The sequence below is a fragment of the Mycobacterium sp. SMC-13 genome (assembly GCF_045311035.1).
Lineage (GTDB): Bacteria > Actinomycetota > Actinomycetes > Mycobacteriales > Mycobacteriaceae > Mycobacterium.
Genome location: NZ_JBJIAI010000043.1, coordinates 1 through 24,038, shown reverse-complemented (window position 1 = coordinate 24,038; position 24,038 = coordinate 1). Strand labels below are relative to the sequence as shown.

Annotated in this window: 22 protein-coding genes; 11 read left to right on the top strand and 11 right to left on the bottom strand. The window is 63.2% G+C overall.

The window, feature by feature from the left end; genetic code table 11:
- Nucleotides 1-27: 27 nt before the first annotated feature.
- Nucleotides 28-1,524 carry a TniQ family protein gene (locus ACJH6I_RS30270; RefSeq protein WP_406785092.1) on the bottom strand — a complete coding sequence of 499 codons (1,497 nt, stop codon included), beginning with the start codon at nucleotides 1,522-1,524 and terminating at the stop codon, nucleotides 28-30.
- 1,059 nt (nucleotides 1,525-2,583) lie between these two features.
- Between ACJH6I_RS30270 and ACJH6I_RS30265 the strand changes: the two genes are divergently transcribed.
- The 3 genes from ACJH6I_RS30265 to ACJH6I_RS30255 all read left to right on the top strand — a co-directional run bounded on the left by ACJH6I_RS30265 (nucleotide 2,584) and on the right by ACJH6I_RS30255 (nucleotide 4,466).
- Nucleotides 2,584-2,844, top strand: coding sequence for a helix-turn-helix domain-containing protein (locus ACJH6I_RS30265; protein ID WP_079261756.1), 261 nt, complete (start codon nucleotides 2,584-2,586; stop codon nucleotides 2,842-2,844).
- Between the two features lie 301 nt (nucleotides 2,845-3,145).
- The gene (locus tag ACJH6I_RS30260; RefSeq protein WP_079630363.1) at nucleotides 3,146-3,499 is read left to right on the top strand and encodes an antitoxin VbhA family protein; all 354 of its coding nucleotides are present in this window, start codon (nucleotides 3,146-3,148) and stop codon (nucleotides 3,497-3,499) included.
- 4 nt (nucleotides 3,500-3,503) lie between these two features.
- Nucleotides 3,504-4,466: an antitoxin Xre/MbcA/ParS toxin-binding domain-containing protein gene (locus ACJH6I_RS30255; RefSeq protein ID WP_079630362.1), complete on the top strand. Its 963-nt coding sequence runs from the start codon at nucleotides 3,504-3,506 to the stop codon at nucleotides 4,464-4,466.
- Between the two features lie 353 nt (nucleotides 4,467-4,819).
- On the opposite strand, the gene ACJH6I_RS30250 is transcribed toward ACJH6I_RS30255, so the two are convergent.
- The 6 genes from ACJH6I_RS30250 to pcaH form a co-directional block, all read right to left on the bottom strand.
- Nucleotides 4,820-5,362 carry a TetR/AcrR family transcriptional regulator gene (locus ACJH6I_RS30250; RefSeq protein ID WP_079630388.1) on the bottom strand — a complete coding sequence of 181 codons (543 nt, stop codon included), beginning with the start codon at nucleotides 5,360-5,362 and terminating at the stop codon, nucleotides 4,820-4,822.
- A gap of 249 nt (nucleotides 5,363-5,611) precedes the next feature.
- Nucleotides 5,612-6,001, bottom strand: a complete 390-nt coding sequence (gene pcaC / locus ACJH6I_RS30245; RefSeq protein ID WP_079630361.1) for a 4-carboxymuconolactone decarboxylase — start codon at nucleotides 5,999-6,001, stop codon at nucleotides 5,612-5,614.
- Nucleotides 5,998-6,780, bottom strand: a complete 783-nt coding sequence (locus tag ACJH6I_RS30240; RefSeq protein WP_079630360.1) for an alpha/beta fold hydrolase — start codon at nucleotides 6,778-6,780, stop codon at nucleotides 5,998-6,000. Before ACJH6I_RS30240 ends, pcaC begins: the two co-directional genes overlap by 4 nt.
- Nucleotides 6,777-8,006 (bottom strand): lyase family protein, encoded by a 1,230-nt coding sequence (locus ACJH6I_RS30235; RefSeq protein WP_079630359.1) that lies wholly within the window; start codon nucleotides 8,004-8,006, stop codon nucleotides 6,777-6,779. Before ACJH6I_RS30235 ends, ACJH6I_RS30240 begins: the two co-directional genes overlap by 4 nt.
- On the bottom strand, nucleotides 8,003-8,545 hold the full coding sequence (gene pcaG / locus ACJH6I_RS30230) for a protocatechuate 3,4-dioxygenase subunit alpha (RefSeq protein WP_079630358.1): 543 nt from the start codon (nucleotides 8,543-8,545) through the stop codon (nucleotides 8,003-8,005). Before pcaG ends, ACJH6I_RS30235 begins: the two co-directional genes overlap by 4 nt.
- Complete coding sequence (pcaH, locus tag ACJH6I_RS30225) at nucleotides 8,538-9,302, bottom strand: protocatechuate 3,4-dioxygenase subunit beta (protein WP_079630357.1); 765 nt, start codon at nucleotides 9,300-9,302, stop codon at nucleotides 8,538-8,540. The genes pcaG and pcaH overlap by 8 nt, the downstream gene beginning before the upstream one ends.
- Nucleotides 9,303-9,391: 89 nt before the next feature.
- Here pcaH and ACJH6I_RS30220 point away from each other — a divergent pair, with 89 nt between their 5' ends.
- The 3 genes from ACJH6I_RS30220 (at nucleotide 9,392) to ACJH6I_RS30210 (ending at nucleotide 12,027) form a co-directional block, all read left to right on the top strand.
- Nucleotides 9,392-10,138 (top strand): IclR family transcriptional regulator, encoded by a 747-nt coding sequence (locus ACJH6I_RS30220; RefSeq protein WP_079630356.1) that lies wholly within the window; start codon nucleotides 9,392-9,394, stop codon nucleotides 10,136-10,138.
- A 150-nt stretch (nucleotides 10,139-10,288) separates the two neighbouring features.
- A complete protein-coding gene (locus ACJH6I_RS30215; protein ID WP_079630355.1) occupies nucleotides 10,289-11,374 on the top strand; it encodes an S-(hydroxymethyl)mycothiol dehydrogenase in 1,086 nt (361 codons plus the stop codon).
- Nucleotides 11,371-12,027 carry an MBL fold metallo-hydrolase gene (locus ACJH6I_RS30210; RefSeq protein ID WP_079630354.1) on the top strand — a complete coding sequence of 219 codons (657 nt, stop codon included), beginning with the start codon at nucleotides 11,371-11,373 and terminating at the stop codon, nucleotides 12,025-12,027. The genes ACJH6I_RS30215 and ACJH6I_RS30210 overlap by 4 nt, the downstream gene beginning before the upstream one ends.
- 83 nt (nucleotides 12,028-12,110) lie before the next feature.
- On the opposite strand, the gene ACJH6I_RS30205 is transcribed toward ACJH6I_RS30210, so the two are convergent.
- Both ACJH6I_RS30205 and ACJH6I_RS30200 read right to left on the bottom strand, forming a co-directional pair.
- A complete protein-coding gene (locus tag ACJH6I_RS30205) occupies nucleotides 12,111-13,286 on the bottom strand; it encodes a 4-hydroxybenzoate 3-monooxygenase (RefSeq protein WP_079630353.1) in 1,176 nt (391 codons plus the stop codon).
- Nucleotides 13,287-13,517: 231 nt separating this feature from the next.
- Nucleotides 13,518-14,765 (bottom strand): CdaR family transcriptional regulator, encoded by a 1,248-nt coding sequence (locus ACJH6I_RS30200; RefSeq protein ID WP_226519352.1) that lies wholly within the window; start codon nucleotides 14,763-14,765, stop codon nucleotides 13,518-13,520.
- Between the two features lie 381 nt (nucleotides 14,766-15,146).
- Here ACJH6I_RS30200 and ACJH6I_RS30195 point away from each other — a divergent pair, with 381 nt between their 5' ends.
- Nucleotides 15,147-16,742, top strand: a complete 1,596-nt coding sequence (locus ACJH6I_RS30195; RefSeq protein WP_165694936.1) for an AMP-binding protein — start codon at nucleotides 15,147-15,149, stop codon at nucleotides 16,740-16,742.
- 179 nt (nucleotides 16,743-16,921) lie between these two features.
- Here ACJH6I_RS30195 and ACJH6I_RS30190 read toward each other — a convergent pair whose 3' ends face one another.
- Nucleotides 16,922-17,335, bottom strand: a complete 414-nt coding sequence (locus ACJH6I_RS30190) for a MarR family winged helix-turn-helix transcriptional regulator (RefSeq protein ID WP_079630350.1) — start codon at nucleotides 17,333-17,335, stop codon at nucleotides 16,922-16,924.
- Between the two features lie 148 nt (nucleotides 17,336-17,483).
- Between ACJH6I_RS30190 and ACJH6I_RS30185 the strand changes: the two genes are divergently transcribed.
- The 4 genes from ACJH6I_RS30185 to ACJH6I_RS30170 are packed head-to-tail and all read left to right on the top strand — an operon-like array spanning nucleotide 17,484 to nucleotide 20,929.
- Complete coding sequence (locus ACJH6I_RS30185) at nucleotides 17,484-18,392, top strand: SDR family NAD(P)-dependent oxidoreductase (RefSeq protein WP_079630349.1); 909 nt, start codon at nucleotides 17,484-17,486, stop codon at nucleotides 18,390-18,392.
- A gap of 12 nt (nucleotides 18,393-18,404) precedes the next feature.
- Entirely contained in the window at nucleotides 18,405-19,286 is an 882-nt protein-coding gene (locus tag ACJH6I_RS30180) for an amidohydrolase family protein (protein ID WP_079630348.1), read from the top strand.
- Entirely contained in the window at nucleotides 19,283-19,735 is a 453-nt protein-coding gene (locus ACJH6I_RS30175; protein WP_207554450.1) for a MaoC family dehydratase, read from the top strand. The genes ACJH6I_RS30180 and ACJH6I_RS30175 overlap by 4 nt, the downstream gene beginning before the upstream one ends.
- 36 nt (nucleotides 19,736-19,771) lie before the next feature.
- Nucleotides 19,772-20,929: an acyl-CoA dehydrogenase family protein gene (locus ACJH6I_RS30170; protein ID WP_079630346.1), complete on the top strand. Its 1,158-nt coding sequence runs from the start codon at nucleotides 19,772-19,774 to the stop codon at nucleotides 20,927-20,929.
- A 178-nt stretch (nucleotides 20,930-21,107) separates the two neighbouring features.
- On the opposite strand, the gene ACJH6I_RS30165 is transcribed toward ACJH6I_RS30170, so the two are convergent.
- Nucleotides 21,108-23,696, bottom strand: a complete 2,589-nt coding sequence (locus ACJH6I_RS30165; RefSeq protein WP_079630345.1) for an alpha/beta hydrolase fold domain-containing protein — start codon at nucleotides 23,694-23,696, stop codon at nucleotides 21,108-21,110.
- Nucleotides 23,697-24,038: the final 342 nt, after the last annotated feature.

Below are 24,038 nucleotides of genomic sequence, written 5' to 3'. Positions count from 1 at the left end.
GCCACGCCACCGATCACATCGGCAAGATCAATGACGAATGGCCACCCCGTGATAGCCATCCAGAGAGACGGTCAACACCAGGCTGGTCAGCATTGATGCCGTTGTCTCCCAATCATCTTTGGACGACAGAACCCCGAGGACCCGACCTACTTCGCGGGCAGTGGTCACTGGCCCCAACTGTGCGCAAGCCAACGGGATGCCGATGCGCGAGCCGACTAGCAGGAGCGCCACACTTAACGCCATTCGCACATGGGCCAACCCCACCCCCGGTCCGCTGATCGGGACGGCCCACCATGGCCACAGCGATGCCGGAACCGATCGAAGGATCGAACGGTTGCGGTCGGGTCGCTGCGGGTGCCGAGCCCAAGCCCGGTTCCGCAGCTGATCCGTCGGTCCGAGAAACGATCTCACAGAACGTAATTGGACTTCGCGCAGCGGCGTGCTTACCTCGCGATCCCAGGCGATAGCCGTCGTGTGCACCCACGTCCCTTTGGTGCGCATCGAGCCAATCAGCCACCGCAGACGCTGGCCACCGACGGTCGCATCGGAAGCTTGGAGAACTGGCAGTGCCGCACATGCCGCTACCGCCATCGTGGCAGAACAATCGTGAGCTAGCCATAGCGCTCCGATCTGATCGGCCTGTTTCGGCCGGACGGTGTTGTGCTCGTGGATGTTCCATATATCTGCGGGTACTCGTCGTCGGATGTCGTCGGCGTGCGCATAGCGCATGATCTGCTGGCCCAGCACCGTGATGTCGGTGGCGAACTGCAGCGACGAAACCGGAGACTCCGCGTACATTCCCGCCGAAGCTAACCCTGCCGCTATGACTGCCAGCATGTAGTCCTGCGCTACCACAGCTGGATGGTTCTCAGTCAACTCCAGCGAAGGAGCGGTTGACAGCAGCGCCTCGCAGCGTCGCAGACTACGACCCCAGCTGTTTGGGGCTCGGCACGTGCAGCGCCCAGGGCGCGGGATAAGACTTTTCGGCAGCGGCCGTCGGCGCTGGTCACCGGAGCAGCGGGGGCAGGCATCGAGCAGCAGGCAACGATGTATTGGGCAAACAAACGCCCACCGCAGTTTCCACCACAGCTGCCACCGCCCGCCGTTGTCCTCGAGACATTTTGGACAGAATCGCGAACGGGGTAGCGCGAAAGGGCCTGCAGTCGCCGCACCGGCGGTGGCCGTCTCGAACAGCGATGAGGTGGTCATCGCTGTGATTGCCGCGGCCGCGACGCCTGTCGCATAGCTGATTGCAGCCAGCTGCTCGCCTGTCGGTGAAACCGTGAAATGCGCGACCCGAACCCGATTGCTCTCGCCGTGCAGCCCAACTGCCGCGAGGAGCTCACCCCACGTCGCGCCGCAGCGACTGGCCAAGGCCTCCAGCCAAGACTCGATGCTCTCGCCGGCGACCGGCGGTAGTCGAAGTGGCAGCGTACGGATTGCAATGGTGCGCAACTGGGCGGCACCCAGCTCGGAACTGCCGTGCGAGGGTGGATCGTCGGCGGCAAATGCATGCCCTGCCATTCTGATATTGTGCCCTACTAGTAGTGCCCTATTTTAGAATGTGAAGGTTGCTATTCTGCGGGGCGTTCCGGGAAGCCGTCGGGCGCTTCCTCGTTGCGCAAGGTGACACGAGCGGGCGGCGCCACACATCCCAACTAGCCGTCCGCGCAAGATATCGCGGCCGTGAAGCGCTGATCAAAAGATGGCAGGCCCACCCGTCCTGTCATCCCGTCGCGCGCCGATTGTCCGCAAGAGGTCGGGCTGTCGAATAGCTGTCAAAATGGTCCTGAGGCTGTACTAGTAGTGCTTCCAGGCGTGAGAACTCTGACACTCAATGTTCTTGTCCTCGAAGGCGCGTTGTTCTTGTCCTCGAAGGCGCGCGCATGGGCAGGCTTGGGGGTGGGACCGCATGGTTACATCGGCAATTTTGCGGAGACAGCTTTTGGGGCAGTGGCAGCTACCGATCGCTGGTCCCGCTACCAGCCGCCACTTCGCGTAACCGGTCAAGTTGACGCTCTTTAGAAGGCGCTGAGGGTCGCATCTGGTCACGAGGCTATCAGTGGTGCAATCTTGGTCGAATGCCATTTCAGAACGGTAATGCTCGACTCGAACTGGTCACAGCGAGTCGCCGCGCCTTCGCTGTGGTGGTGCGTCGCCACTGTTAGGACCACAGCGTCGTCGGGTTCCCCTACGGATCCGTTCGATCTTCGCGATTTGTCTAGGGATGTGAGCATGCATGATCCGGCGAGTGGGGCATGTGCGCGGGCTGATGGCACCGAGCACTCCCATTTTCGGCGGGTAGTGCCAACCCGCTTCGTGCCCTTCGTCTGGCGTGAGAACCACCTCGGCATCGCACACTTCGCAGACGCGCATTACCTGCATATCCGTCACAGTAGCAACGAGAGCCGACAACCTGCGGCGCCTCGCCCCTCCCTCGTGGGCCGCTGACACGGCAAGGATCGAGATCGGCACCCGGAATCACGACTCGTCGGCACACGGGCCTTGCTCTATCGTCCGCTGAAAAAGAAAGACCTACTAGTAGGGCTGACATTGGGCCGTCGGCGTTAGCTACTAGAGGGCGTGCCGACGCGTCCTAGTCAGAACGACCCGAAACGGGTCGCTGCATGGGAACGTCGCCGTCGGCAGGTCGGCCTCAAGATTCACAAACACCGGATCGACCGCGGGTTCACTCTCGAACAACTCGCTGTGCTCTCTGGCGTTTCGCGCAACGTTCTCATGGATGTTGAGCACGGTCGGCGCGGAATCTTGCACGAGCGACTGTTCGACATTGCCAAGGCGCTCGGTGTCACCGCCGCCGAGCTTGTTGAGGGCATCCGGTAATGGTTCCGACGCGCGCTGCTCGGCAGCAGGAGCGCTAAGCTCAATCGCACACGCCGATTCGAACCCGATCCGGGTGTCCATGGCGCAATCCCGCATCTGCGCCAAGCGCTTTGGGGTGGACCCGGCTGGGCACTCGAGGGCTTCTACTACATTCTCCTGAGCGGCCAGCTCGCGCCCCGCACACTGGCTCTTCGGACCAGCCACAGCCTGGATCCACCACTAATCATTATGCACTACTAGTGGTGTAAATGGAGTCCTGCAAACACGCGACTTATCGGGACCGACGTGGCACGCTGAGACCATGGCCGATCCTTTCGAACCCGACGACCGCGACGTCCTCGGCGATCCACCGTCGGCACATGACGGTAGCCGGCCCAAACGCGTTTGCGCTGTCGCGCGCACCCGGCGCCGCGACGATCCGGCAGTGTTTGTCGCTCCGGACGGCGCAGTTTCCCCCTCTGCGTATCAGCGGATTCTCGCGGCCCTTCCACCACGAGAACGCCGGATGGTGCACGACGCGGTAGCCAACAGCCTCATTGAGGGGTACGTACCCGACGCGAAAACTGTTGCACGGCTGGGCGACTTGGCAATGGGAAGAATCACTGGCGAACAGTATCGGGCCGAAATTCTTGAAAGCCTAGGCTTAGGTCAGTGATGCCGTGAGCATCCGCGACATCGTCGACAACAGCGACCCGGACGAGGCCGCACGCGTCGCAGTCGACATCGCCCGGTCCATTGTGGCCAGGGGAACCGCACGCGCCGATGTCGTGGCGCTGGCAGAAGGGCTGCTTAAGCTCGGAGCGGAGCAGATCGCCGACGTCCTGCGTCAACAGCCCGAACGCGCAGCTGAATCCCCGAATGCACTGAATCCCAACGCCGTTCCCGCCGGCGTAGTAGTTCTTGGGCGGCGAGAGCAGTCGGCGAATGCACACCAAATCGCCTTGTCTGGAATACGTTTGGCCGGTACCGACCTGATTCTCACCCTGACAGGACTAGTGGAGCTGGCTACTCAAATCGAGGTCGTAGCCAACGGCACGAATGTGGAGTTCAGGCCAGCCGGAAGCGGGGGAGTCGTGCAAGCGATCAATGTGCACCGCGAAATCACCGATGCTCAACTCAGTCGGCAGATCACCGACAACGGACTCGCCGTGCGTATCAGTCAGTACCGCGACCGCCCAGGCATGGCGGACGGTGTCGCAGCTCAAGTGCAAGACAACCTGACTTCGTCGCTCGATCAATGGAACGGGCTGATCGGTCCGTTCTACGACGTGGCCGGAGTTGCCCGCCGATTGGACATCTCGACCGATGCCGTCCAGCATCGAGCCCGTCGCCGTCAACTGCTCGGATGTATGACCAGCGACGGCACACTGGTGTTCCCCACCTTCCAAATTGATCAAGACGGCACCGTGCTGCCCGGCCTAGCCGACATCCTGGCTATCCTTTCGCGTGCTACTGATAACCGCTGGCAAGTAGCCCTGTGGATGACGACGCCGAGCACCCAGCTGCATGGCCGAACGCCGGTCGACGCGCTCAAGCGCCAAGAGACCCAGGTCGTGCGGCTCTTGGCGATCCGAACCGCAGGTCGATGGCGGCCGCGTTATAACGCCGACTGTGCCGACTAGTTAGTTTTGAACAAGGTGCAATCCAACTAGCCTAGGACCGCGGGTAGCCATAGTCTCCGGACGTGTCCGCCCGGGGCTAGCGCCTCGTCATTCGATTGCCGCTAGTGATCAGCGTCGATACTGAAGGTGCCTGCTAAACCCTTGATCATCAACCCTTTCTATGGGTGGCTCATGGAATGGTGATCGTCAAGGACCAACCGTTGTTCCAGTTCCAGGCGAAGAATTGAACCACGAGGGTTGAGGCAGCCGGCTTGTCAGCTGAACGGCCAAACGCCCGTCGATGCGCTCAGCCGTGATCAATCGGAGTAGGTGCGGGTATTGGCAACCCAGACCGCCAGGCGATGGCAGACCCATTAGGTCATCGGGGCGTCGACTCGGGTGAGACTGGGCATCAGTACGGTATCGACAAGGTGCCGCACCGCGCGCCGCGACGGCGCTCGGCCCGTGAGGATCGTCTTGTAGATGAGGTAGCCGGGGAGCAGGTCCCAGAGCTCTTCGCTGACGTTATCCGTTACCTCGCCGCGATCGGCGGCACGGGCGTGCGCTCGTTGGATCGATTCCCTTGGCTGATCGAGGAATTGCTGCCGCACGAGGTCGGCGAGGCTGGCGCTGCGTGGGAGCTTGACGAGGATGGCGCGCAGGGCCCCGGCATGGGCGCCGATGTGTATCCGAATGGTTTCGCCGATCTGCCGCAGGTCACCACGCAGCGTTCCGGTGTCGGGGTCGACGACAGACTGACGCGTGCCTTCGACGAAGGCGGCCGCTACTAGTTCGGCCTTGGTCGGCCAGCGGCGGTACAACGTGGCTTTGCTGGCTCGTGCCGTGGTCGCCACCGAGTCCACCGACAGCCGGTCGTATCCGTGTTCTTCGAGCAATTCCAGTGTGATCACGAGGATTTCGGATTCGCGGGGCGACCACGGAGAATCCGCGCGGTCGCTCGTACCGCACGGGGCGGGCCCCGCCGGCGACCGTCGGCCACGTTCCGAGCTGCGCGCTGTGTGGGCGGTCCTCGATCTGGCTGTCACCGAACTTGCTCCAGGAGATGCCCAGCCCCGGCCGCGCGACGAACGATGTCGGCCATGCGGGCACCGTGTGGCCCGTCGCGCTCAAGGTCGAGGAAGTGCTCGATCAGGTTGACGGCCGGCTCATTCGTCGGAGTCGTTGGTGAACAGGGTGTCCTGCGCGATACGAAACGCGGTATTGGCGTCGGGCACACCGCAATAGACCGCCGTCTGCAGCAGTACCTCCTTGATTTCTTCATCGGTCAGTCCATTCGTGCGTGCCGCGCGTAAATGCATGGCCAGCTCTTCGTGGTGCCCTCGCGCAACGAGCGCAGTGAGGGTGATGATCGAGCGTGACCGCCGGTCGAGCCCGGGGCGCGTCCAGATCGATCCCCACGCGTACTCAGTTATCAGCCGCTGGAAGTCGGCAGTGAACTCGGTGGTGCGCGCGCTCGCACGGTCCACATGGGCATCACCCAATACTTGGCGGCGCACTGACATTCCGGCTTGGTACCGGTCGAATTGGTCGGTCATGCCGGGCTCCGTTGAGTGAGTGCGAGAAGTTCCTGTGCAATGAGTTCCGGTTGCTCGGCCGGTGCCAGGTGTGCCGTCTGAGCGATTTCGAGGTAGTCGCAGCGCGGTATGTGTTCGGCCAGATAGAGCAGTGACGACGGTGGGGTGGCGATGTCCTCGGCGCCTGCGATCGCGATGACGTCGCCTCCAATCGTGGTCAGGCGATCTCGGACGTCGAACTGTCCGAGTGCCTCGCATGTCGCCGCGTAGCCTTCAGCGCTTGTTTCCCTCAGCGACTCGAGCAGCGCCGCGGCAGTGTCGGGATCGCGCAGCGGAAATCCTGCCGAAAACCAGGTGATACGAGCGGATTCCGTCATCGCGGAAGTCCCATTGCGGCGCACGTTACGTGCTCGCTCGCTCCAGGCTTCGGCGGTGCGGATCTTGGCGCCGGTGCAGATCAAGGCGGCAGTGGCAATCCGGTCCGCGTGCTCGAGAAGGAGTTCCAAACCCACCGCGCCGCCCGCAGAGACCCCTGCGTAGTGATAGGGGCCGGCCGCGTATGACATGGCGACAGCGTCGACGGCGTGAGCCAGGTCAGCCATCGTGAAGGCCTCGACAGGGGGCGGGCTCCCACCGTGCCCGGGAAGATCGAACCCGATAACCCGATGACGGGTGGCCAGGAGCCTGGCGGCATTGGACCACAGTGCTGCCACTGATGTGCCGAGTGACGGTCCGAGGACGAGCAACGGGGCGTCCTGTGGACCGCCGAAGTCCACCGCGGTGAGAGCAGGGAGGGTCATCGAAGATCCTCGAGAAATTGTCGTGAACGATCCAGAGCGTGATCGATGATCGCATCGGATGCTCCGAAATAGGTTGGTGTGGAATGCTTTCCGAACAGGGCAGCGATGGCATCCTGTTCGCCCGATACGGCGGCGGTAGCCAGATTGGCAGCCATGCGCTCGGAATCGACTTGTAATCCTGTCAGTAGGTCGGTGGCCTGGGACGCGGCGATCAGTGTCCGCCGGCCCAGGATGCGTACGGTGTCCCATTCCGCATGCCAAGCTCCGTCAGCCCGCTCATCGTTGGTGAACGCGGCTGCGGTATGCAGGGCCGCGGCCATCGCCGGAGCTGTCAGTGCGGCGCGCCTGATGAGAACTGACAACACCGGGTTGTGCTTGTCGGGCATTGTCGAGGAGCCGCCACGACCGGTCTCTCGGAGTTCGGCGAGTTCGCCGATTTCTGATCGGTTGAGCGTCACGACATCCGAAGCGATACGGGCCCATGCGTCGGTGCACCCGACGAGTGCGTCGCCGATCGCAGTGACGGGGCTTCGCCGGGTGTGCCACGGCAATTGTCTGTCGAGTTCAAGGTCGTCGGCCATGTACTCCAACAAGGCCAGCGCAGTCGCGGGGGCCTGCGCGCTGCCCTTCACGAGCGCAGCCATTTCCGTCGACGCCGCCAAAGTGCCTGCTGCGCCGCCGATCTGAATGGGCGTTCCTAGGCTGGAAACCGCTTTCGCAGCGTCGCAGACGCCGCACAGCCAGCCAGCTGCCTTGACGCCGAACGTAATTGGAATCGCCGGTTGGGTGAGAGTCCGCGCCAACATCGGCGTGTGACGGTGCGCAGCGGTCAGGCTTGCCAGGCTGCCCACATGGTTGGCGAGCTCAGTACGGAGCCGACGCAGCGCGTCGCGCAACGTCAGCATCAGGGCGGTATCCATGACGTCCTGGCTGGTGAGGCCGCGATGAATCCAGCGTCGAGTAGCCTCTGGTGCGCGTTGTCGCAGCAATGCGACCAACGGGATGACTGGGTTGCCCCCGTCGTCCGACACGGTGGTCACCGATTCCCGGTCGGATTCATCAACCAAACCGGAGAGATCGCAGTCGGCAGCAGCGTGCTGGACCAACCCGTTGTCTGCCAAGCCACGCAGCCAGGCGTTCTCAACCTGCAGCATCGCCTCCCACACCGCGGCGTCGGTGAGGAACCGTTCTGCGCGGTGATCGCCGGGCCACAACAGGTTGGTCATGTACGCACCCTGGAATGACGGAGGAACACGGTCTCGGAGGCCCCCTGCAGATGGATATCGAAGTGATAGCCGCCGTCTTCGGCTTGGCAGATCAACGTCTGTCGCCGATGTGGCTCGAGTCGGGTGAGCAGGTCGTCGGAGAGATTGGCGTGCGGCAGGTACGCCCGAGTGAACAAGGCGTCGAGCAGACCACGTGCGAACACGGCGAGAGCGAAGTATGGGATCTGCCCGCCGGGTGCGACGGTGGTAAAGCTGTAATGACCGGTCGGGTCGGTGGCTGCGCGGCCCCAGCCCGTGAACGTCCATCCATCTCGGTGCAGCGAGCCCTCGGCATCGATGACGGTGCCGGCGCTGTCTGGCTGCCAAACCTCCACGAGCGCGTCCGGGACAGGCTCTCCGGCACCGTCAAAGACAGTGCCGTGCAATCGGATCGCGCCGGGATGTCCAGAAGGCACAAGTTCATTGTCGCCACGATAAGAAAGTCCGTAGTGAAAGAACGGGCCGACGGTCTGGCCGGGAGTCGCGGCAAGCTCAGACATGGGTGTCCTCGTCGGAAGGGGTGCGGCGGGCTCCGTCGAGCACAACGTCGAAGCGGTAGCCGGTCGCGTATTCGGGTTGAGTGAGGTCGTGGTCATACGTGGCGACCAGTCGATCGCGCGCGGCCGGATCAGTGATCGACTGAAATATTGGGTCCAACGCAAAGAGGGGATCACCGGGAAAATACATCTGAGTGACCAGGCGCTCAGTGAACTGTGTGCCGAACAGAGAAAAGTGAACATGTGCGGGTCGCCAGGCGTTGTGATGATTACGCCACGGATAAGGCCCCGGTTTGATCGACACAAATCGGTAGGTGCCGTCAGCATCCGTGATGCAGCGGCCCGCGCCGGTGAAGTTGGGGTCCAGTGGGGCGGGATGCTGATCGCGCTGGTGGATGTAGCGGCCGGCGGCGTTTGCTTGCCAAACTTCGACAAGTTGTCCGGCGACGGGGCGGCCACGTGAGTCGGTGACCCGTCCGGTGATGATGATGCGTTCACCGATCGGCTCTCCGGCATGTCCGATCGTCAGATCAGCGTCTAGGGCAGAGACATCCCGCGCACCGAAACACGGCCCAGACAGCTCGAGTTCGTGAGGATCGGTCAACAGCAGCGGGTTGCGTGGGTGCCGCAGGACACTGCTCCGATAGGGCGGGTAATCCAGTTGCGGTTGGGCCACTGCGGACGAGCGGCGGTATGCGGTGATCTCCGCCGAGACTTCCTGCTGGGACGCCAGCGCCGGGGCGTCCGTTAGAGCTGTCATGGGTGCTGACGCTAACCCCAACCGTTGTGAGAAGCCGAGAGTACGCTTTTACTCAGTGAAAGCTAGTCGGTCAGATGCGAGGAGGTGCCATGGCAGGCAATGCCTCGAAGCCGGGCGTGTCGGTGGCATCGCGCACGCTGGCCCTGCTGGGTGCCTTCGACGCGGCGCATCGTCGCCTGTCGTTGACCGATATGGCCCGGCGGGCCGATCTGCCGGTGCCGACCGCGTACCGGCTGGTCAACGAGTTACAGCGATGGGGTGCGCTGACGCGAACATCGTCAGGGGACTACGTGATCGGGCGTCGCCTGTGGGACGTCGGCCTGTTGGCCCCCATGCAAACCGGCTTGCGGGAAGTGGCTTCCCCGTTCCTGCATGACCTGTACGGCGCGACGCTGGCCACAGTGCACTTGGCGGTCCGCGAGGGAACGAACGCCCTGTATATCGAACGGCTATCCGGACACGCGTCCGTCCCAGTGGTCAGCAAGATCGGAACACGACTACCGATGCATGCCACTGGGGTTGGCAAAGTTCTTTTGGCGCATGCGCCCGAAGCCATCCGGACGGACGTGCTCGCCCATCTGACTCGACTCACTGCGCACACCGTCATCCATAGTGGTGTGCTGCGCAACCAACTGTCCCGGGTCCACCGGGATGGGTATGCCACCACTGTCGAAGAGATGACACTCGGGGCCTGCTCAGTCGCGGTACCGGTGTACCGCGGCGACGATGTCGTCGCCGCGCTGGGCGTAGTAGTACCCAGTCTCAACCGCGACAAGTTGCGGCTCGTGTCAGCATTGAATGTTGCTGCACAGGGTATTTCGCGAAGTTTGGGTTAATTCAGACGGCCTTGTGCCACTACTCGGGCTTCAAAGCCCACTGTTTCGGCCAGTGAAAGGCCGGTGTTGCGTTGCTTGCTGTGTCGGACTCAAGGTGAGGCACGTAAAGACGCGTGCACCCTGCGCGCCCGCCAAATGCGAGGAACATGAATGTCGAGCACAGTCCGCGGAGTCATCGCCCGCAAGCCAAAAACAGCCACCGAGATCGTCGACATCATTGTTCCGGACCCCGTCGGCCATGATGTCGTCGTCAAGGTGTCCGCGTGCGGTGTTTGCCATACGGACTTGACCTACCGTGACGGCGGAATCAACGACGAATTTCCGTTTCTCCTGGGCCATGAGGCAGCAGGTGTCGTTGAAGCAGTTGGCCCCGATGTCAGCCTGGTAGCACCCGGGGATTTCGTGGTTCTCAACTGGCGGGCGGTATGTGGGCAGTGCCGGGCATGCAAACGCGGGCGTCCACAGTACTGCTTCGACACCCACAACGCCTCACAGCCAATGGCTTTGACAGACGGCACAGTTCTGACCCCAGCGCTGGGGATCGGTGCGTTCGCCGAGAAAACTCTTGTGCACGAGGGGCAATGCACGCGGGTCGACGCCAACGCTGATCCTGCGGTCGCCGGTCTGTTGGGTTGCGGCGTGATGGCCGGCTTGGGCGCTGCGGTCAACACCGGCGGTGTCAGCCGCGGTGACTCGGTGGCAGTCATCGGATGCGGCGGTGTCGGTGACGCCGCGATTGCCGGTGCTCGGTTGGCGGGCGCGTCTACCATCATCGCTGTCGACCGAGATCCCGTAAAGCTGCAGTGGGCCGAAGAATTCGGTGCGACGCATACTGTCAACGCGGCCGAGGCTGACGCTGTGGCGGCAATCCAGGAGCTCACCGGCGGCTTCGGCGCCGACGTTGTGATTGATGCTGTGGGCCGGCCCGAGACGTGGCGTCAGGCCTTTTATGCCCGCGACCTTGCCGGCACAGTAGTCCTGGTGGGGGTGCCGACTCCTGATATGCGGCTGGAACTTCCGCTGGTCGATGTGTTCTCCCGCGGCGGTTCGTTGAAGTCGTCTTGGTATGGCGACTGCCTGCCAGAGCGCGACTTCCCGACATTGGTGTCGTTGTACCAACAGGGGCGCCTACCGCTGGAACGCTTTGTCTCCGAACGCATTACTTTGGACGACATCGAAGCGGCGTTCCAGGCGATGCACGAGGGTAAGGTGCTGCGCTCGGTGGTTGTGCTGTGAGCGCAGCGACCGTGGTGGCCGAGAAGGCAGGGCTTCGCGTCGAACGCGTCGTCACCTCAGGCACCTTCAGCCTTGACGGTGGAACATGGGACGTCGACAACAACGTATGGCTGATCGGCACCGATACCGAGGTGATAGTCGTCGATGCGGCCCATGACGCGGCGACGATCGGCGAGGCTGTCGGTGGGCGTGACGTCACCGCGGTGATCTGTACCCACGGACACAACGACCACATCAACGCAGCCGCAGAACTCGGAGAGAATCTCTACGCGCCCGTGCTGCTGCACCCTGCCGACACCATGCTCTGGCGAGCAGTGCACTCGGACCGGCCGTTCATGTCACTGGACGACACCCAGCGCATCGGGTTCGCCGGCACACACCTGAATGTGATTCATACGCCTGGCCACTCACCAGGATCGGTGTGCTTGTATCTGCCAGAGGCGAACTCACTGTTCTCTGGTGACACGTTGTTCTCCGGTGGCCCCGGAGCGACCGGCAGGTCCCACTCCGATTTTCCGACGATCATCGGGTCGATCAGGGACCGAATCTTGGCGCTGCCCGCCGACACTCACGTCTACACCGGCCACGGAGACTCGACCAGTGTCGGCGGTGAAGCGCCGTACTTGGAGGATTGGATTGCCCGCGGCCATTAGGCGTAGCCGCATTGAATTATGGAATGGGGACGGCCCGGCGAATGCTTCGGGCCGTCCCTCATTCGTCTTCGGTGTGCCGCTGTTCAGACAGTGGTCAGCGGTAGGCCGGCGTAGTTTTCGGCCAGCCCCGTCGCGGCTGCCGCACTGTTGAATACCCAGCGGAGCTGGGACTGCTGCAACTCCGCATCGAATGGGTCACCGCTGATGTGCAGCATGCTCGTCATCCACCAGGAGAAGTGTGTACATCGCCAGACTCGCTGTAATGCCGTCTGTGAGTAGGTGTCGGCCAGTCTCGGGTCGTGCTTCTTCACCAAGGCGGTCAGGGCGGGGGCGAGGAGCGCAACATCAGCTATGGCGAGGTTGAGCCCTTTGGCTCCGGTCGGAGGAACGATGTGGGCGGCGTCGCCGGCCAGGAACAGCTGCCCGTAGCGCATTGGGCTCTGGACGTAGCTCCGCATCGGTAGCACACTGCATTCGGTGATCGGGCCGGTCTTCAACGACCAGTCACCGATGTCTCCTTCGAGCCGTTTCGACAGCTCGTCCCAAATTCGTTCGTGCGACCACGAATTGATGTTGGTCCCGTTTGGAACCTGAAGGTACAGACGGCTGACGGTTTCGGAACGCATGGAGTGCATTGCGAAGCCATCGGGATGCCAGGCGTAGATCAGTTCATCGGTCGACGGCGGGACGTCGGCGAGTACGCCAAGCCATGAGTATGGATAGGTTTTTTCCCAGACCTGTTTGACGGTTTCGGGAATGGCAGCACGACTGGGGCCGAACGAGCCGTCACAGCCGACGATTACGTCGGCGCCAACACGTTGATCGACGCCGTTGACGGTGAAAGTGACATACGGTTGGTCCGAGGTGATGTCGTGCACCTGAACCGCTTCGGCTTCATAGATGATCTGCTGGCCGCCGGCATGGCGCGCGGCGACGAGGTCCTTTTGGACCTCGGTCTGCCCGTACACCCATACGCTGCGGCCGACGAGGTCGACGAAGTCGAGATGCTGCCGTTCGCATGGCGTCTGCAGATAGATTCCGCGATGCTCGATACCGTTGCGCCCCAGGCGGTCACCCAGGCCGACCGCGCGAAGCAACTCTACCGATGAATGCTCCAGGATTCCGGCACGGATGCGGGCGAGAACGTAGTCCTCGGTTCGCGATTCGATGATCACCGACTCGACGCCATCAGCCGCGAGCAGATGTGACAGCAACATGCCGGCCGGCCCGGCGCCGATGATGGCAACTTGGGTTCGCATGCGGTAAGTGAACGACAAGGGTTGTGGATCTGCTATCGCCGGATTTCACTGACCGAAAGTCCTTGAGAAGTGTCGATCCACTTCCCAAGCGGTAGAACGCCTTTCTGGACGACCAGTGTGAACGGCGATGGAGGTAGTGGTGGCGCAAACAGCCAACACCCATCTCTCGTCGAGCGGTCGGCTCCCGGGCAGGTGTTAGCTGGATGGACACCAGGGCCACCGGATTCGATGTCAGGATTGGGCTTGTGTGACAGGGAGGAGCTGAGCTAGCCGCAACGCCAGTGCCACCGCGACCGGATCGTCATCCACTGGCCGACCGAGTGCGGCGTTTGCCTGCTGTAGCCGATAGATCACCGTGTTGTGATGCAGTCCCAAACGGCGCGCGGTCTCACGTTGGTTGAAGCGCGTCTGGAAATGCGTAGACAAAGTTTCGCGCAGCCGCGCCTGGATGTCCCCATCGCCCGCCAGGTCGCCCAGAACTCGGCGGGCGAAGGCGCGGGCGCGGTCGGGATCGACGGTGCACAGACTGAGGACCTCGACGTCGGCGAACCGGATGATCCGGCCAGGCATACCGGGGATCAGCTCAGCCACGCGTCTGGCTTGCAGGGCCTGGTTGTGGCTGTCACGAAATCCGATCAGACCCGTGCCGGGGTCGCCGATGGCGGCGTGCACGTCGGCTTCTAAGCCGACCGTTTGTAGCGTGTGCATCCACGCCCACATGGTGTGCGCGCCGGCCGGGACGAGCAATGGACGGTGCTCCCCGGACAGCCGAGTTGCGGCACGCTCCAACCGCAAGAGCGAGTCGACGTCGGCGCCGTGGTCGGTCCACAGTACGGCGGCGACGTGGACGCCTTCAATCGCGTAGCCCAGGGTGCGTCGTGTCGACTCTGGATCGGAAGGCGCACCAGCGAGCAGCCTTTCGACGAGGTCGATTCGTGCCGCTGACGTTGCGTGGGCCAGGCGGTCGCGTTCGAGTTGGTACTCCTGGGCGATCACCTCCGACGAACGGTCGTTCCAGGTGAACATGAACGCTGCGCCTGCATCGTGCACGGACTGCTGACGACTATCCGGCAACGCTCGGCGCACCGCCTCCGACCATGACTGCCAGATGATCGGCTGCACCACCCGAAAGCACCGCAGCACCGCCGGCAGCGGAATCCTGGCCCGTGCCATGAGGCGGGTGGCCTCCACCACTTCTGTCGATGGTGTCATCGCTTCCCGGGGCAGAGCGCGCACCATGGCGTCGAAGCTGGCCAACAGTTCGGCCCCCGGAACCGTGCGGATGGCAGCTTGAATCTCGGCGCTGGCATCGCGTAGTTCGGGAACCTCGCGCAGAATGACTTCGGCCGCCTGCACGCCGATTTCGGCGACATCACGCATCATCTCGAGCACGGCTTCGCGGAGGCCATCCATCTTCTCACCGTAGCCCCGCGATTGGTTGATCCGACCAATTCGGTCAAACGAACTTGGCGTGATCATCCGATGTGCCCGACGACACATCCTCCTACTGTCAATGCGATGGCGTGCGCTCCAACCGGCGAGGAGGATCGATGGCGAAACCAACCGACGTGCCTCAGTCGCAGCGGGGCGGTCCGGCAATCCAGTTTGCTGAGCGATACGACCTATTCTCCGCTGACATCGAGTCGGTGTTGGCCAGCGCCCGCGCGGAGCAGCCGGTCTTTTACTCGCCCGAGGTGCCTGTTGAGTCGTGACCAGATTCGACGACGTCGTGACTGCCACGCCTGACCCCGACAACTACTCAGCCTCCAACGCACTGGCGACGTTGACGCCAGCGTGCCCGGCCGCCAGGGAAGTTCTGAACAGCAACAGCGTGTGGTGGCCAGCCAAGAAAGGATGTGCATGATCTTCTCCGCGCCGATCCCCGAGATTGACGTGCCCACAATCAATCTCGCTGACTTTGTACTGGCCGATGTGGATTCGCGCCGGTCGAAGCCTGCGGTGATAGATGCGGTCAGCGGGCTTACTTTGACCTACGGCGAGCTGGACGAGATGTCCGCGCGCGCGGCCGGCGGGCTCCTGAGGGACGGAATTCGTCCGGGTGACGTAGTCGCCCTGATCAGCAACAACCAGCCGATGTATGCGGTCGCCGTCTATGCGATCCTGCGGGCCGGGGCTGTCGTCAGCCCTATCAATCCGGTGCTCAACGGTTCAGAGATCGGAAAGCAGCTGGCGACAGCCGGCGCGAAAGCCGTTGTAGCGGCAACCGGGGGCGGCTGGCTTGCCGAAGCGGTTGTGGGTACCCAGGTTGAGGCCTGCTACTCGTTCGACGACTCTGCCGACACACGCTCCTTTCGTGCTCTTCTCTCGTCGGCACCGGCGATCTCCTACCAGCCCGCATCGACGAATGATCTTGCGGCGCTGCCATTCTCGAGCGGTACAAGTGGAACCAGCAAGGGGGTCATGCTAAGTCACGGCAACCTGGTCGCCAACCTGATACAGCTGCATGATTGCTGGGCGCTGGATGCCGAGGCTGTCGTGTGCGCGGCGATGCCGCTGTTTCACATCTACGGATTCACGGTGATACTGAACTCCGCGATTCTTGCGGGCGCCACGGTGATCACCATGCCGCGCTTCGATCTTCGTGGCTACCTGGAAGTCGTGCAGAACTACCGTGTCACGCTCGGACACTTGGCACCGCCACTCGTCCTGGCGTTGGCGACGGCTCCTGAAGTGGACCAGTACGACCTGACGTCGATGACGAGGGCGATATCCGGGGCAGCCCCGCTGGATGAGGAACTCGCCGCGCGCGTCGAGGAGCGAACCGGAATTCGGATCCGCCAGGGATACGGCATGACTGAGGCCAGTCCGGGGACCCACGGCGCGCCGTCGGATGAGTTCGTCGCGATACCGGCGGGAAGTGTCGGTCACCTTCTGTCGGGCACGACCGCCCGGATCGTCGACCCGGCTACGGGCGAAGACGTCGGTGTTGGAAGCGCTGGCGAGCTCTGGGTTCGAGGACCGCAGATCATGCAGGGATATCTGGGGCTTCCCGAGGAAACGGACGCCACGATCGTTGATGGGTGGCTGCGGACCGGAGACGTCGTCGAGCATCGCGACGGTTGCTTCTACGTCGTCGACCGTCTGAAGGAGTTGATCAAGTACAAGGGTTATCAAGTTGCGCCCGCAGAACTTGAAGCCTTGCTTTTGCAGCACCCACAGATCGCGGATGCAGCGGTAGTCGGATTGGCGGACCGCGTTGCAGGTGAGTTGCCGACCGCCTATGTGGTGCATAGCGCCGCCGACCCCGGCCCGTCGGATGCAGACGCGATCATCGCGTGGGTGGCTGAGCGCGTTGCGCCCTACAAGAAGATTCGACGGGTGGCGTTCATCGACCGCATTCCGAAATCGCCCGCGGGCAAGATCCTTCGCCGCGTGCTGAGGGACCTCCCAATCGAAGAGCCGGCGATGACAGCCCGCGACGAGCTGCGGCTCTGAACGGAAGTCTCAAGACTGCGCGATCAACTCGTCAAGTGATGTTTCTGGGGCTTGTAGTCGAAAGGCGTTGTCCCCATGGGCTTTGGCGTGTCTGCCGGCTAATCCGCGGGCAGGTAGGCACAGGGTAGTCCGGGGCGACGACCCCCGCTGGCTTCGGACCCGGCCGGCCTCGCGCCTTGCTATGGCTTGAGTCGCGCGACGCGACAGAGCATATCGACAAACAGCTCGCGCTCGCCGGGTTCCAATGCGGAGAGTATGTGCTCGTCGACAGCCGCGGATAGGTGTGTCATCTTGGCGAGCGCAGCGCGACCGGCGGCGGTGAGCACCACCATTCGGGTACGCCGGTCGTCTGGGTTGGGCGTGCGGCTGACGTAACCCGCGCGCTCCAGATCGTCGATCACGGCGACAACCGCGCTGGGGTCAATGTCCAGGATCTCGCTGAGCTCGCGCTGAGACACCCCTTCGCGTTCTTTGACCGCGACGAGTGCTGTGTAGTGCCTACTCCGCACGCCAAAGTGCTCCAGTGTGCGATTGAGCTGGCGGATCGCCTGTCCGCCGGCGCGAGCGAGCAGGAATCCCGGGTCCTCCGACAAGGCGGCGGGGCGAGTCCGCCGTGGGCGTGCAGCGACGATGACAGGCCTCCTTCCAGAGCTAAGTCTGCCATGTCTCGCGCAGACTGAACAATCATTGACATTTACAATCATTGATGTTCTCATCAATTATGTCGAGGAAGGAGTGCAAATGAATCTCGAGGGCAAGGTCGCGATCGTGACCGGCAGTGGACGTGGGCTCGGACTCGCGTATGCGAAGAGGTTGGCCGTCGCGGGCGCTCAGGTGTTGGTGAACGACATCGACGCCGAGGTTGCGAACGAGGCAGTCAATGAGATCCGAGCAGCGGGTGGCATTGCGGTCGCAGAGGTCGCTGCCATGGGAAGTAGCGAGGCAGCGCAGCAGCTCATCGATCGCGCCGTCAATGAGTTTGGGGGCGTGGACATTCTGGTGAGCAACGCCGGTGTACTGCGGGACAAAGTTCTTTGGAAGATGACCGATGATGACTTCGATTCCGTGATCGCGGTTCATCTCCGCGGCACGTTCGCCTGCGCCAGAGCCGCCGCCATCCGTATGCGCGAACAAGGCCGCGGCGGCAGATTGATTCTGATCGGATCGCCGGCGGGACAGCGCGGCAACTTCGGTCAAACCAACTACTCGGCCGCTAAAGCGGCGATCGTCGGCATGACTCGAACTTGGGCAATGGAGCTCTCGCGCGCAGCCATCACCGTCAATGCGGTGGTGCCCGTGGCCGCTACGGCGATGACCGAGACCATTCCCGCTCTCAAGCACTACGTAGACATGGCGCGCCAGGGAGATCCCATGCCCCCGTTCGCGCGTCGGGCGCTCGGGTTCGGCACGGCCGAGGACGCGGCCGGTCTCGTCGCGTTCCTGGCATCTGACGCCGCGGGTGAGATTACGGGCCAGGCGATTGGGATCGGGGGCGATCGCCTGTCCCTGTGGTCTCACCCAGAGCAGATCGTCGCCGCCTACGCCGACGGAGGGTGGACCGCCGACGCGATCGCAGAGGCCTGGCCCACCGTATTCGAGCCCCGATTGCAGTCGGTCGGCGAGCAGTTGCCGGAACCGGCCGCCGTTTAGGAAACCGGAATCATGGATCCCACCAACCTCAAGGCCATCGACGTCCACGTCCACGTCGAGGTGGACTGCAACGGCCACATGTCGCTGCCGGACGAGTTCGTCGCGGCCTCGACGCAGTATTTCGGCGCTGAGACCGTCAAGCCGAACATCGACGCCATCGCCGCGTACTACCGCGAGCGTCAGATCGGCGCCGTCCTGTTCAGCGTTGACATCGAGGCGTTCACCGGGCATCCGGCACTCTCCAACGAGGAGATCGCCGCCGGCGCCGCCGCGCACCCCGATGTGCTCATCCCGTTCGCCAGCATCGATCCCGCCAAAGGCCGGGCCGGCGCACGCCGACTGCGAGTGCTGATCGAAGAGCACGGAGTGCGAGGGCTCAAACTCCACCCCAGCATCCAGAACTTCGCACCCGACGATGGCACGGCCTATCCGTTGCTCGAAGTGGCCCAGGAGTACGGCGTGCCTGTGCTGTTCCACACCGGTCAGACAGGTATCGGAGCGAATATGCGCGGCGGCGGCGGCATCCGCCTCGGGCTGTCCAATCCGATACTGCTTGACGAGGTGGCGGTCAGATTCCCCGATCTGCGAATCATCATGGCGCACCCGTCCTTTCCATGGCAGGACGAGGCGTTGGCCGTCGCCACCCACAAACCGAATGTCTACATAGACCTTTCTGGATGGTCTCCGAAGTACTTCCCGCCTCAACTCGTGCGTTACGCCAACACGCTCTTGGCCGACAAGGTGCTCTTCGGCTCGGACTACCCGATGATCACACCTGACCGCTGGCTGGCCGACTTCGCCACGTTGGAAATGAAGTCTCACGTGATCCCAAAAATCCTCAAAGACAACGCAATACGCGTGCTCAATCTCGATACGGAAGGCAAGGAATCTTGATCACCACTACGCTCGACGCACTCAGCGGACTCGTCGGGTCCGACCTCGGAACGACCGACTGGATGACTGTGGATCAGAGTCGGATCAATACCTTCGCCGACGCGACCGACGACCATCAGTGGATCCACGTCGATCCCGAACGCGCGAAGAACGGCCCGTTCGGCGCACCCATCGCACATGGGTACCTCACGCTGTCGCTGGTCATCCCGCTGTGGTCCGACCTGCTCGACGTCGCAGGGGTAGGTACGAAGGTCAACTACGGTTTGAACAAGGTACGTTTTCCATCCGCCGTTCCGGCCGGAGCCCGCATCCGCGCGGCCGGCACTCTCGTCGACGTAACGCAGGTCGACCGGGGCGGTGTGCAGCTGAGTGCGGATATTCGCATCGATATCGAGGGCTCGGACAAGCCCGCGTGCATCGCTCAGCCAGTGTTTCGTTTCTACCCCTGACCCCACTGACGCTGATCGAGTCCCGAGGAAAAAGAAATGCAGAGAACCGTATTCGGCGCCGAACACGACGCGTTTCGGAAAATGGTCCGCTCGCTCATCGAGGAGGAGGTGGTGCCCGTCTATGAGGAGTGGCAGGACGCCGGTGTCACCCCGCGCCAGTTCTCCCAGCGTCTGGGCGAATTGGGCATTTTGGGCATCGAAGTGCCGGAGGAATATGGTGGCGCCGGCGTCGACTCCTTCAAGTACGCGGCCATTATCATCGAGGAAAGTGCCCGTGCGGCAGTGTCCTTCGGCAGTGTCGGCGCCCATATCTACCTCTGCCTGCCGTATCTGCTCGAGTTGACCACCGCAGAGCAGAAGGCGCGGTGGCTGCCGGGTTTCGTGGCGGGTACGACGATGTTCGCGATTGCCATGACCGAACCGGGAACGGGGTCGGATCTAGCCGGGATGCGGACGACAGCAACGCTTTCCGATGATGGCAGCCACTTTGTTCTCAATGGTGCCAAGACCTTCATCACCGGCGGTGCTCGTGCCGATCGCGTCATTGTCTGCGCCCGCACTGCACCGCCGAAGGACGGGGATCGCCGGTTCGGCATCTCGCTGCTCGCGGTCGACGTCACCGCACCGGGTTTCGAGGTCGGCCGCAAGCTCAAGAAGATCGGGCAGCACTCGATCGATACCGTGGAGCTGTCCTTCCGCGATGTCGTAGTCCCCGTCGAAGACGTGATCGGCGACGTGAACCAGGGTTTCGCGCATCTCGGACAGAACCTCGCTCGGGAACGATTGACGATCGCCGTGGAGGCATATGCTCAGGCAAAGGCCGCTGTGCGGCTTGCCGCTGAGTATGTGCAGCAACGGCAGGTCTTCGGACGTCCGCTCGCGAGTTACCAAAACAGCAAGTTCGAGCTCGCCGCATGCCAGGCCGAGGTCGACGCCGCTGAAGCGGTCATCGACCGTGCACTCGAGGCCTACGATGCCCATGAACTGACGCCGGCCGACGGTGCAAGTGCCAAGCTCTTCTGCACCGAAGTGGCGTCACGAGTGGTCGATCGATGCCTGCAGTTGCACGGTGGCTACGGATACGTCGTCGAGTATCCGATCGCGCGCATATTCGCAGATTGTCGAGTCAACCGGATCTACGGTGGCACCAGCGAGGTGATGAAGATGATCATCGCCAAGAACATGGGTCTGTGATCGGATTCCGTAGGCGCAGCGGGCAGGTCGTGATTCGCGGTTGTGATCTCGGATGGGTCCGGCAGATCGTTTCCTCGGCTTGAGCCGAGTATCGAATCGGTATCCGTCGGAACCGGATTCGCGGATCAAAGACCTCCCCAGCGATGAGTTCTTATCCTGCTTCTGCCGCTTCTTCGGGTCAGAAGCCGACTGTCGTGGGGGCGTTGCTGGCGGAGAACAGCGGGACGAGGAACGTCGCGATAGCCTCCTGGATCTCCGCAGCCCTCGGGATAGGGCCCGACATGGAGAGCGTGGTGTGGATCAGGCCCTCGAACCGGCGTGACTCCGCGGGAACACCCGCCGCGGCCAGCGCGCGGGCGTAGTCCTCACCCTCATCACGCAGCGGGTCGACCCCCATGGTGAGCACCAGGGCGGGCGGGAGCCCCGACAGGTCGGCAGCCCGGGCAGGAGCGATCAGGGGCGAGGTCAGCGCGGCGGGATCGGTGACGTACATCCCGGCCATCCGTGCACAGAGCTCCATCGACAGGACGGGGCCGTGCGCAAACAACTTCCGTGATGCCGTCTCTGCCAACGGGTCCGTGACAGGGGCGACGAGCACCTGCGCGGTGAGCCGGGGGCCGCCCTCGTCGCGAGCGCGCTGGGCGGCAACGGCAGCGAGGTTGGCACCCGCGCTCTCGCCGCCGACGGCGATCCGTTCCGGATCTCCGCCGTATGTCGCGATGTTGTCCGCGACCCACCTCAGGGCCGCCTGCGTGTCTTCGACCGCAGCCGGGAACGGGTGCTCGGGCGCCAGCCGGTACTCGGGCGAAACCACCAAGGCCCCGGTGTTGTGGGCGAGAGCGGCGCACGGCTCGTTGAACGCGTCCAGACTGCCGCCGATCCAGCCGCCACCGTGAATGAACAGGACCACGGGCAGCGGTGCCGACGCTTCCTTGGGGTGGTACAGGCGGAGCTTTCGACCGTCGTTGCCGGCGGGGAAGTCCACCTCGCTGATGGAGACGTCGGATGGAAGCGGCGCCTGGAAGAACTGGAACATGTCCATGGCGGCCCGCGCTTCCTCGAGGTTGCACTCCTCGAGCGGTTTGGCCCCGCTGTTCATCATGCCGGCGAGGAAGAACACCGCGGAGCCATCCACCTGCACCAGGCTCGACAGCGGTTGCTCGTCCTCGTCGAACGAGAACCCTGCATATCCCGTTGCTTCGACCTCGGCGCAGATCGCCCGATACATCGGTCCGCCGGTGAACAGGGAGAGCGGAGTGCGCGCCTTGCCCGCGATGTTGTCTCCCATGTACCAGGTGGTCGCAGTCGGGACCAGCGTCGCATTCGCGCACTCCATGACGAGCTCGTTGTAGCGGTTCTCCGCCGACTCGCTCGCTTCCACACGGGCGCAACCGGCGGCATCGGCGTGCGCGATGATTCCGCTCACGAAGTCGACGCTGTCCTCGATGCCGATCGGGTTGTTGTACAGCGCGGCCGAACTCTGTGGGCCGTTGATGTGGAACAGGTTGGGGAACCCATGCGTGGCCATCCCCACGTACGCTCGCTGGCCCCCGCTCCAATGATCGGCCAGCTTGCGGTTGTCGCGACCCACCACGCCCATCTGGAGAAGAGCACCGGAACCCACGTCAAACCCGGTCGCCAGGATGATGACGTCGAATTCGTACTCCTGTTCCGTCGTCGCGATCCCTCTGCGCGTAATCCTCTCGATCGGGGTCGATCGCGCGTCCACCAAACGCACGTGCGGCAGGTTGAACACCTCGAAGTAGCCGGACTCGAACGTGGCTCGCTTCACGCCGTACGGGTGATTGTCGGGGCAGAGGAGTTCGGCGACCTCAGGGTCGTTGACGCGCTGCCGGATCCTTCCGCGGATGTACTCCGCCGCGGTCTTGTTGGCGTCGGCGTCCGTGATGAGATCGATGTACGTGGAGACCAGCATGCGGAAGCCGCCGGCCTCGTAAAAATGGTCGTAGACCTTCTGCCGCACCTCCGGCGGGTCCATCAGGGCGGGCCGTTCGGCGCGTGGATACGGTGCGCCGGCCATGCTGGCCCTGGACTCCGCGCGCAGTCGGGGGTAGTCGGCGACGACTTCGGCGAACTCATCGTCGGACAGTGGGCCGTTACCCAGCGGGCACGCGTAGTTGGGTGTGCGCTGGAAGACCGTGAGCTCGCCCACCTCACCCGCAATCGTCTGGATGACCTGGATCCCGGTCGACCCCGTCCCGATCACGGCCACGCGCTTGCCATGCAGGTCCACACCCTCGGCCGGCCACTGGCTGGTGTGGGCGATCGTGCCCGCGAAATCGTCCTGACCGGGGAAATCATTCGGCTTCGACACGGAGAACGCTCCGGCAGCGTTGATGAAGTACCGAGCCATCGTGACCGCACCGTCGTCGGTTCGAACTTCCCAGCGATCGGCGTCGTCCCGCCAGACCGCGGAGATGACCCGCGTGTTGAACCGGAAGCTACGCCGCAGGTCGAACCGGTCCGCCACGTGCTCGAGGTAGGAGAGGATCTCGGGCTGGGAGGCGAAGCGCTCGGTCCAACGCCATTCTCTCTGCAGATCCTCGTCGAAGGAGAAGGAGTACCACACGCTCTCCAGGTCGCAACGGGCGCCGGGATAGCGGTTCCGGTGCCAGACACCGCCCGGTCCCGCCAGTGCCTCGAAGCTCTGGACGGAAAGGCCCTGCTGGTCCCGAAGGCGGTAGGTGGCGTACAGGCCCGCGAATCCGGCGCCGACGATGACGGCGTCTACGTGGTTGTGACTCATGACACAGGACCATCCGTGATCTGCCGGGGGCCCGCACGGGTACGTATGCCCACTGCCATACCCGTTCGCATACCTGTTCCCTGGTGTGGGCCGCATCGCCCGAATTTTCATGCCGCAGCCCACTTCGCGGGACGGCCGAGATCGCAAAGCGGCTTGTTGCCGAATGGTCACTCAGAGCCAAGACAGGTATGCCCGCAGGTATGGAGACGGGTACCTAAACCGATGTGTTCTGCGCCACAGCAGCCGATGCTGTGAGAGATGTCGCTGTCGTCGGTCACGTAATTCCCCAGGGGTTGCTGTCACGTAATTCCCCAGGTGTGGGCCTCGTGTTGGTCTTACCGG

Coding starts and splice junctions, on each gene's coding strand:
- ACJH6I_RS30270 (WP_406785092.1), bottom strand. CDS start 1,524: ATGGCAGGGCATGCATTTGCCGCCGACGATCCACCCTCGCACGGCAGT.
- ACJH6I_RS30205 (WP_079630353.1), bottom strand. CDS start 13,286: ATGCGAACCCAAGTTGCCATCATCGGCGCCGGGCCGGCCGGCATGTTG.
- pcaH (WP_079630357.1), bottom strand. CDS start 9,302: ATGACAGCTCTAACGGACGCCCCGGCGCTGGCGTCCCAGCAGGAAGTC.
- ACJH6I_RS30165 (WP_079630345.1), bottom strand. CDS start 23,696: ATGAGTCACAACCACGTAGACGCCGTCATCGTCGGCGCCGGATTCGCG.
- ACJH6I_RS30195 (WP_165694936.1), top strand. CDS start 15,147: ATGATCTTCTCCGCGCCGATCCCCGAGATTGACGTGCCCACAATCAAT.
- pcaC (WP_079630361.1), bottom strand. CDS start 6,001: ATGACCGACCAATTCGACCGGTACCAAGCCGGAATGTCAGTGCGCCGC.
- ACJH6I_RS30240 (WP_079630360.1), bottom strand. CDS start 6,780: ATGACCCTCCCTGCTCTCACCGCGGTGGACTTCGGCGGTCCACAGGAC.
- ACJH6I_RS30170 (WP_079630346.1), top strand. CDS start 19,772: ATGCAGAGAACCGTATTCGGCGCCGAACACGACGCGTTTCGGAAAATG.
- ACJH6I_RS30200 (WP_226519352.1), bottom strand. CDS start 14,765: ATGATCACGCCAAGTTCGTTTGACCGAATTGGTCGGATCAACCAATCG.
- ACJH6I_RS30180 (WP_079630348.1), top strand. CDS start 18,405: ATGGATCCCACCAACCTCAAGGCCATCGACGTCCACGTCCACGTCGAG.
- ACJH6I_RS30215 (WP_079630355.1), top strand. CDS start 10,289: ATGTCGAGCACAGTCCGCGGAGTCATCGCCCGCAAGCCAAAAACAGCC.
- ACJH6I_RS30235 (WP_079630359.1), bottom strand. CDS start 8,006: ATGACCAACCTGTTGTGGCCCGGCGATCACCGCGCAGAACGGTTCCTC.
- ACJH6I_RS30185 (WP_079630349.1), top strand. CDS start 17,484: ATGAATCTCGAGGGCAAGGTCGCGATCGTGACCGGCAGTGGACGTGGG.
- pcaG (WP_079630358.1), bottom strand. CDS start 8,545: ATGTCTGAGCTTGCCGCGACTCCCGGCCAGACCGTCGGCCCGTTCTTT.
- ACJH6I_RS30260 (WP_079630363.1), top strand. CDS start 3,146: ATGGCCGATCCTTTCGAACCCGACGACCGCGACGTCCTCGGCGATCCA.
- ACJH6I_RS30220 (WP_079630356.1), top strand. CDS start 9,392: ATGGCAGGCAATGCCTCGAAGCCGGGCGTGTCGGTGGCATCGCGCACG.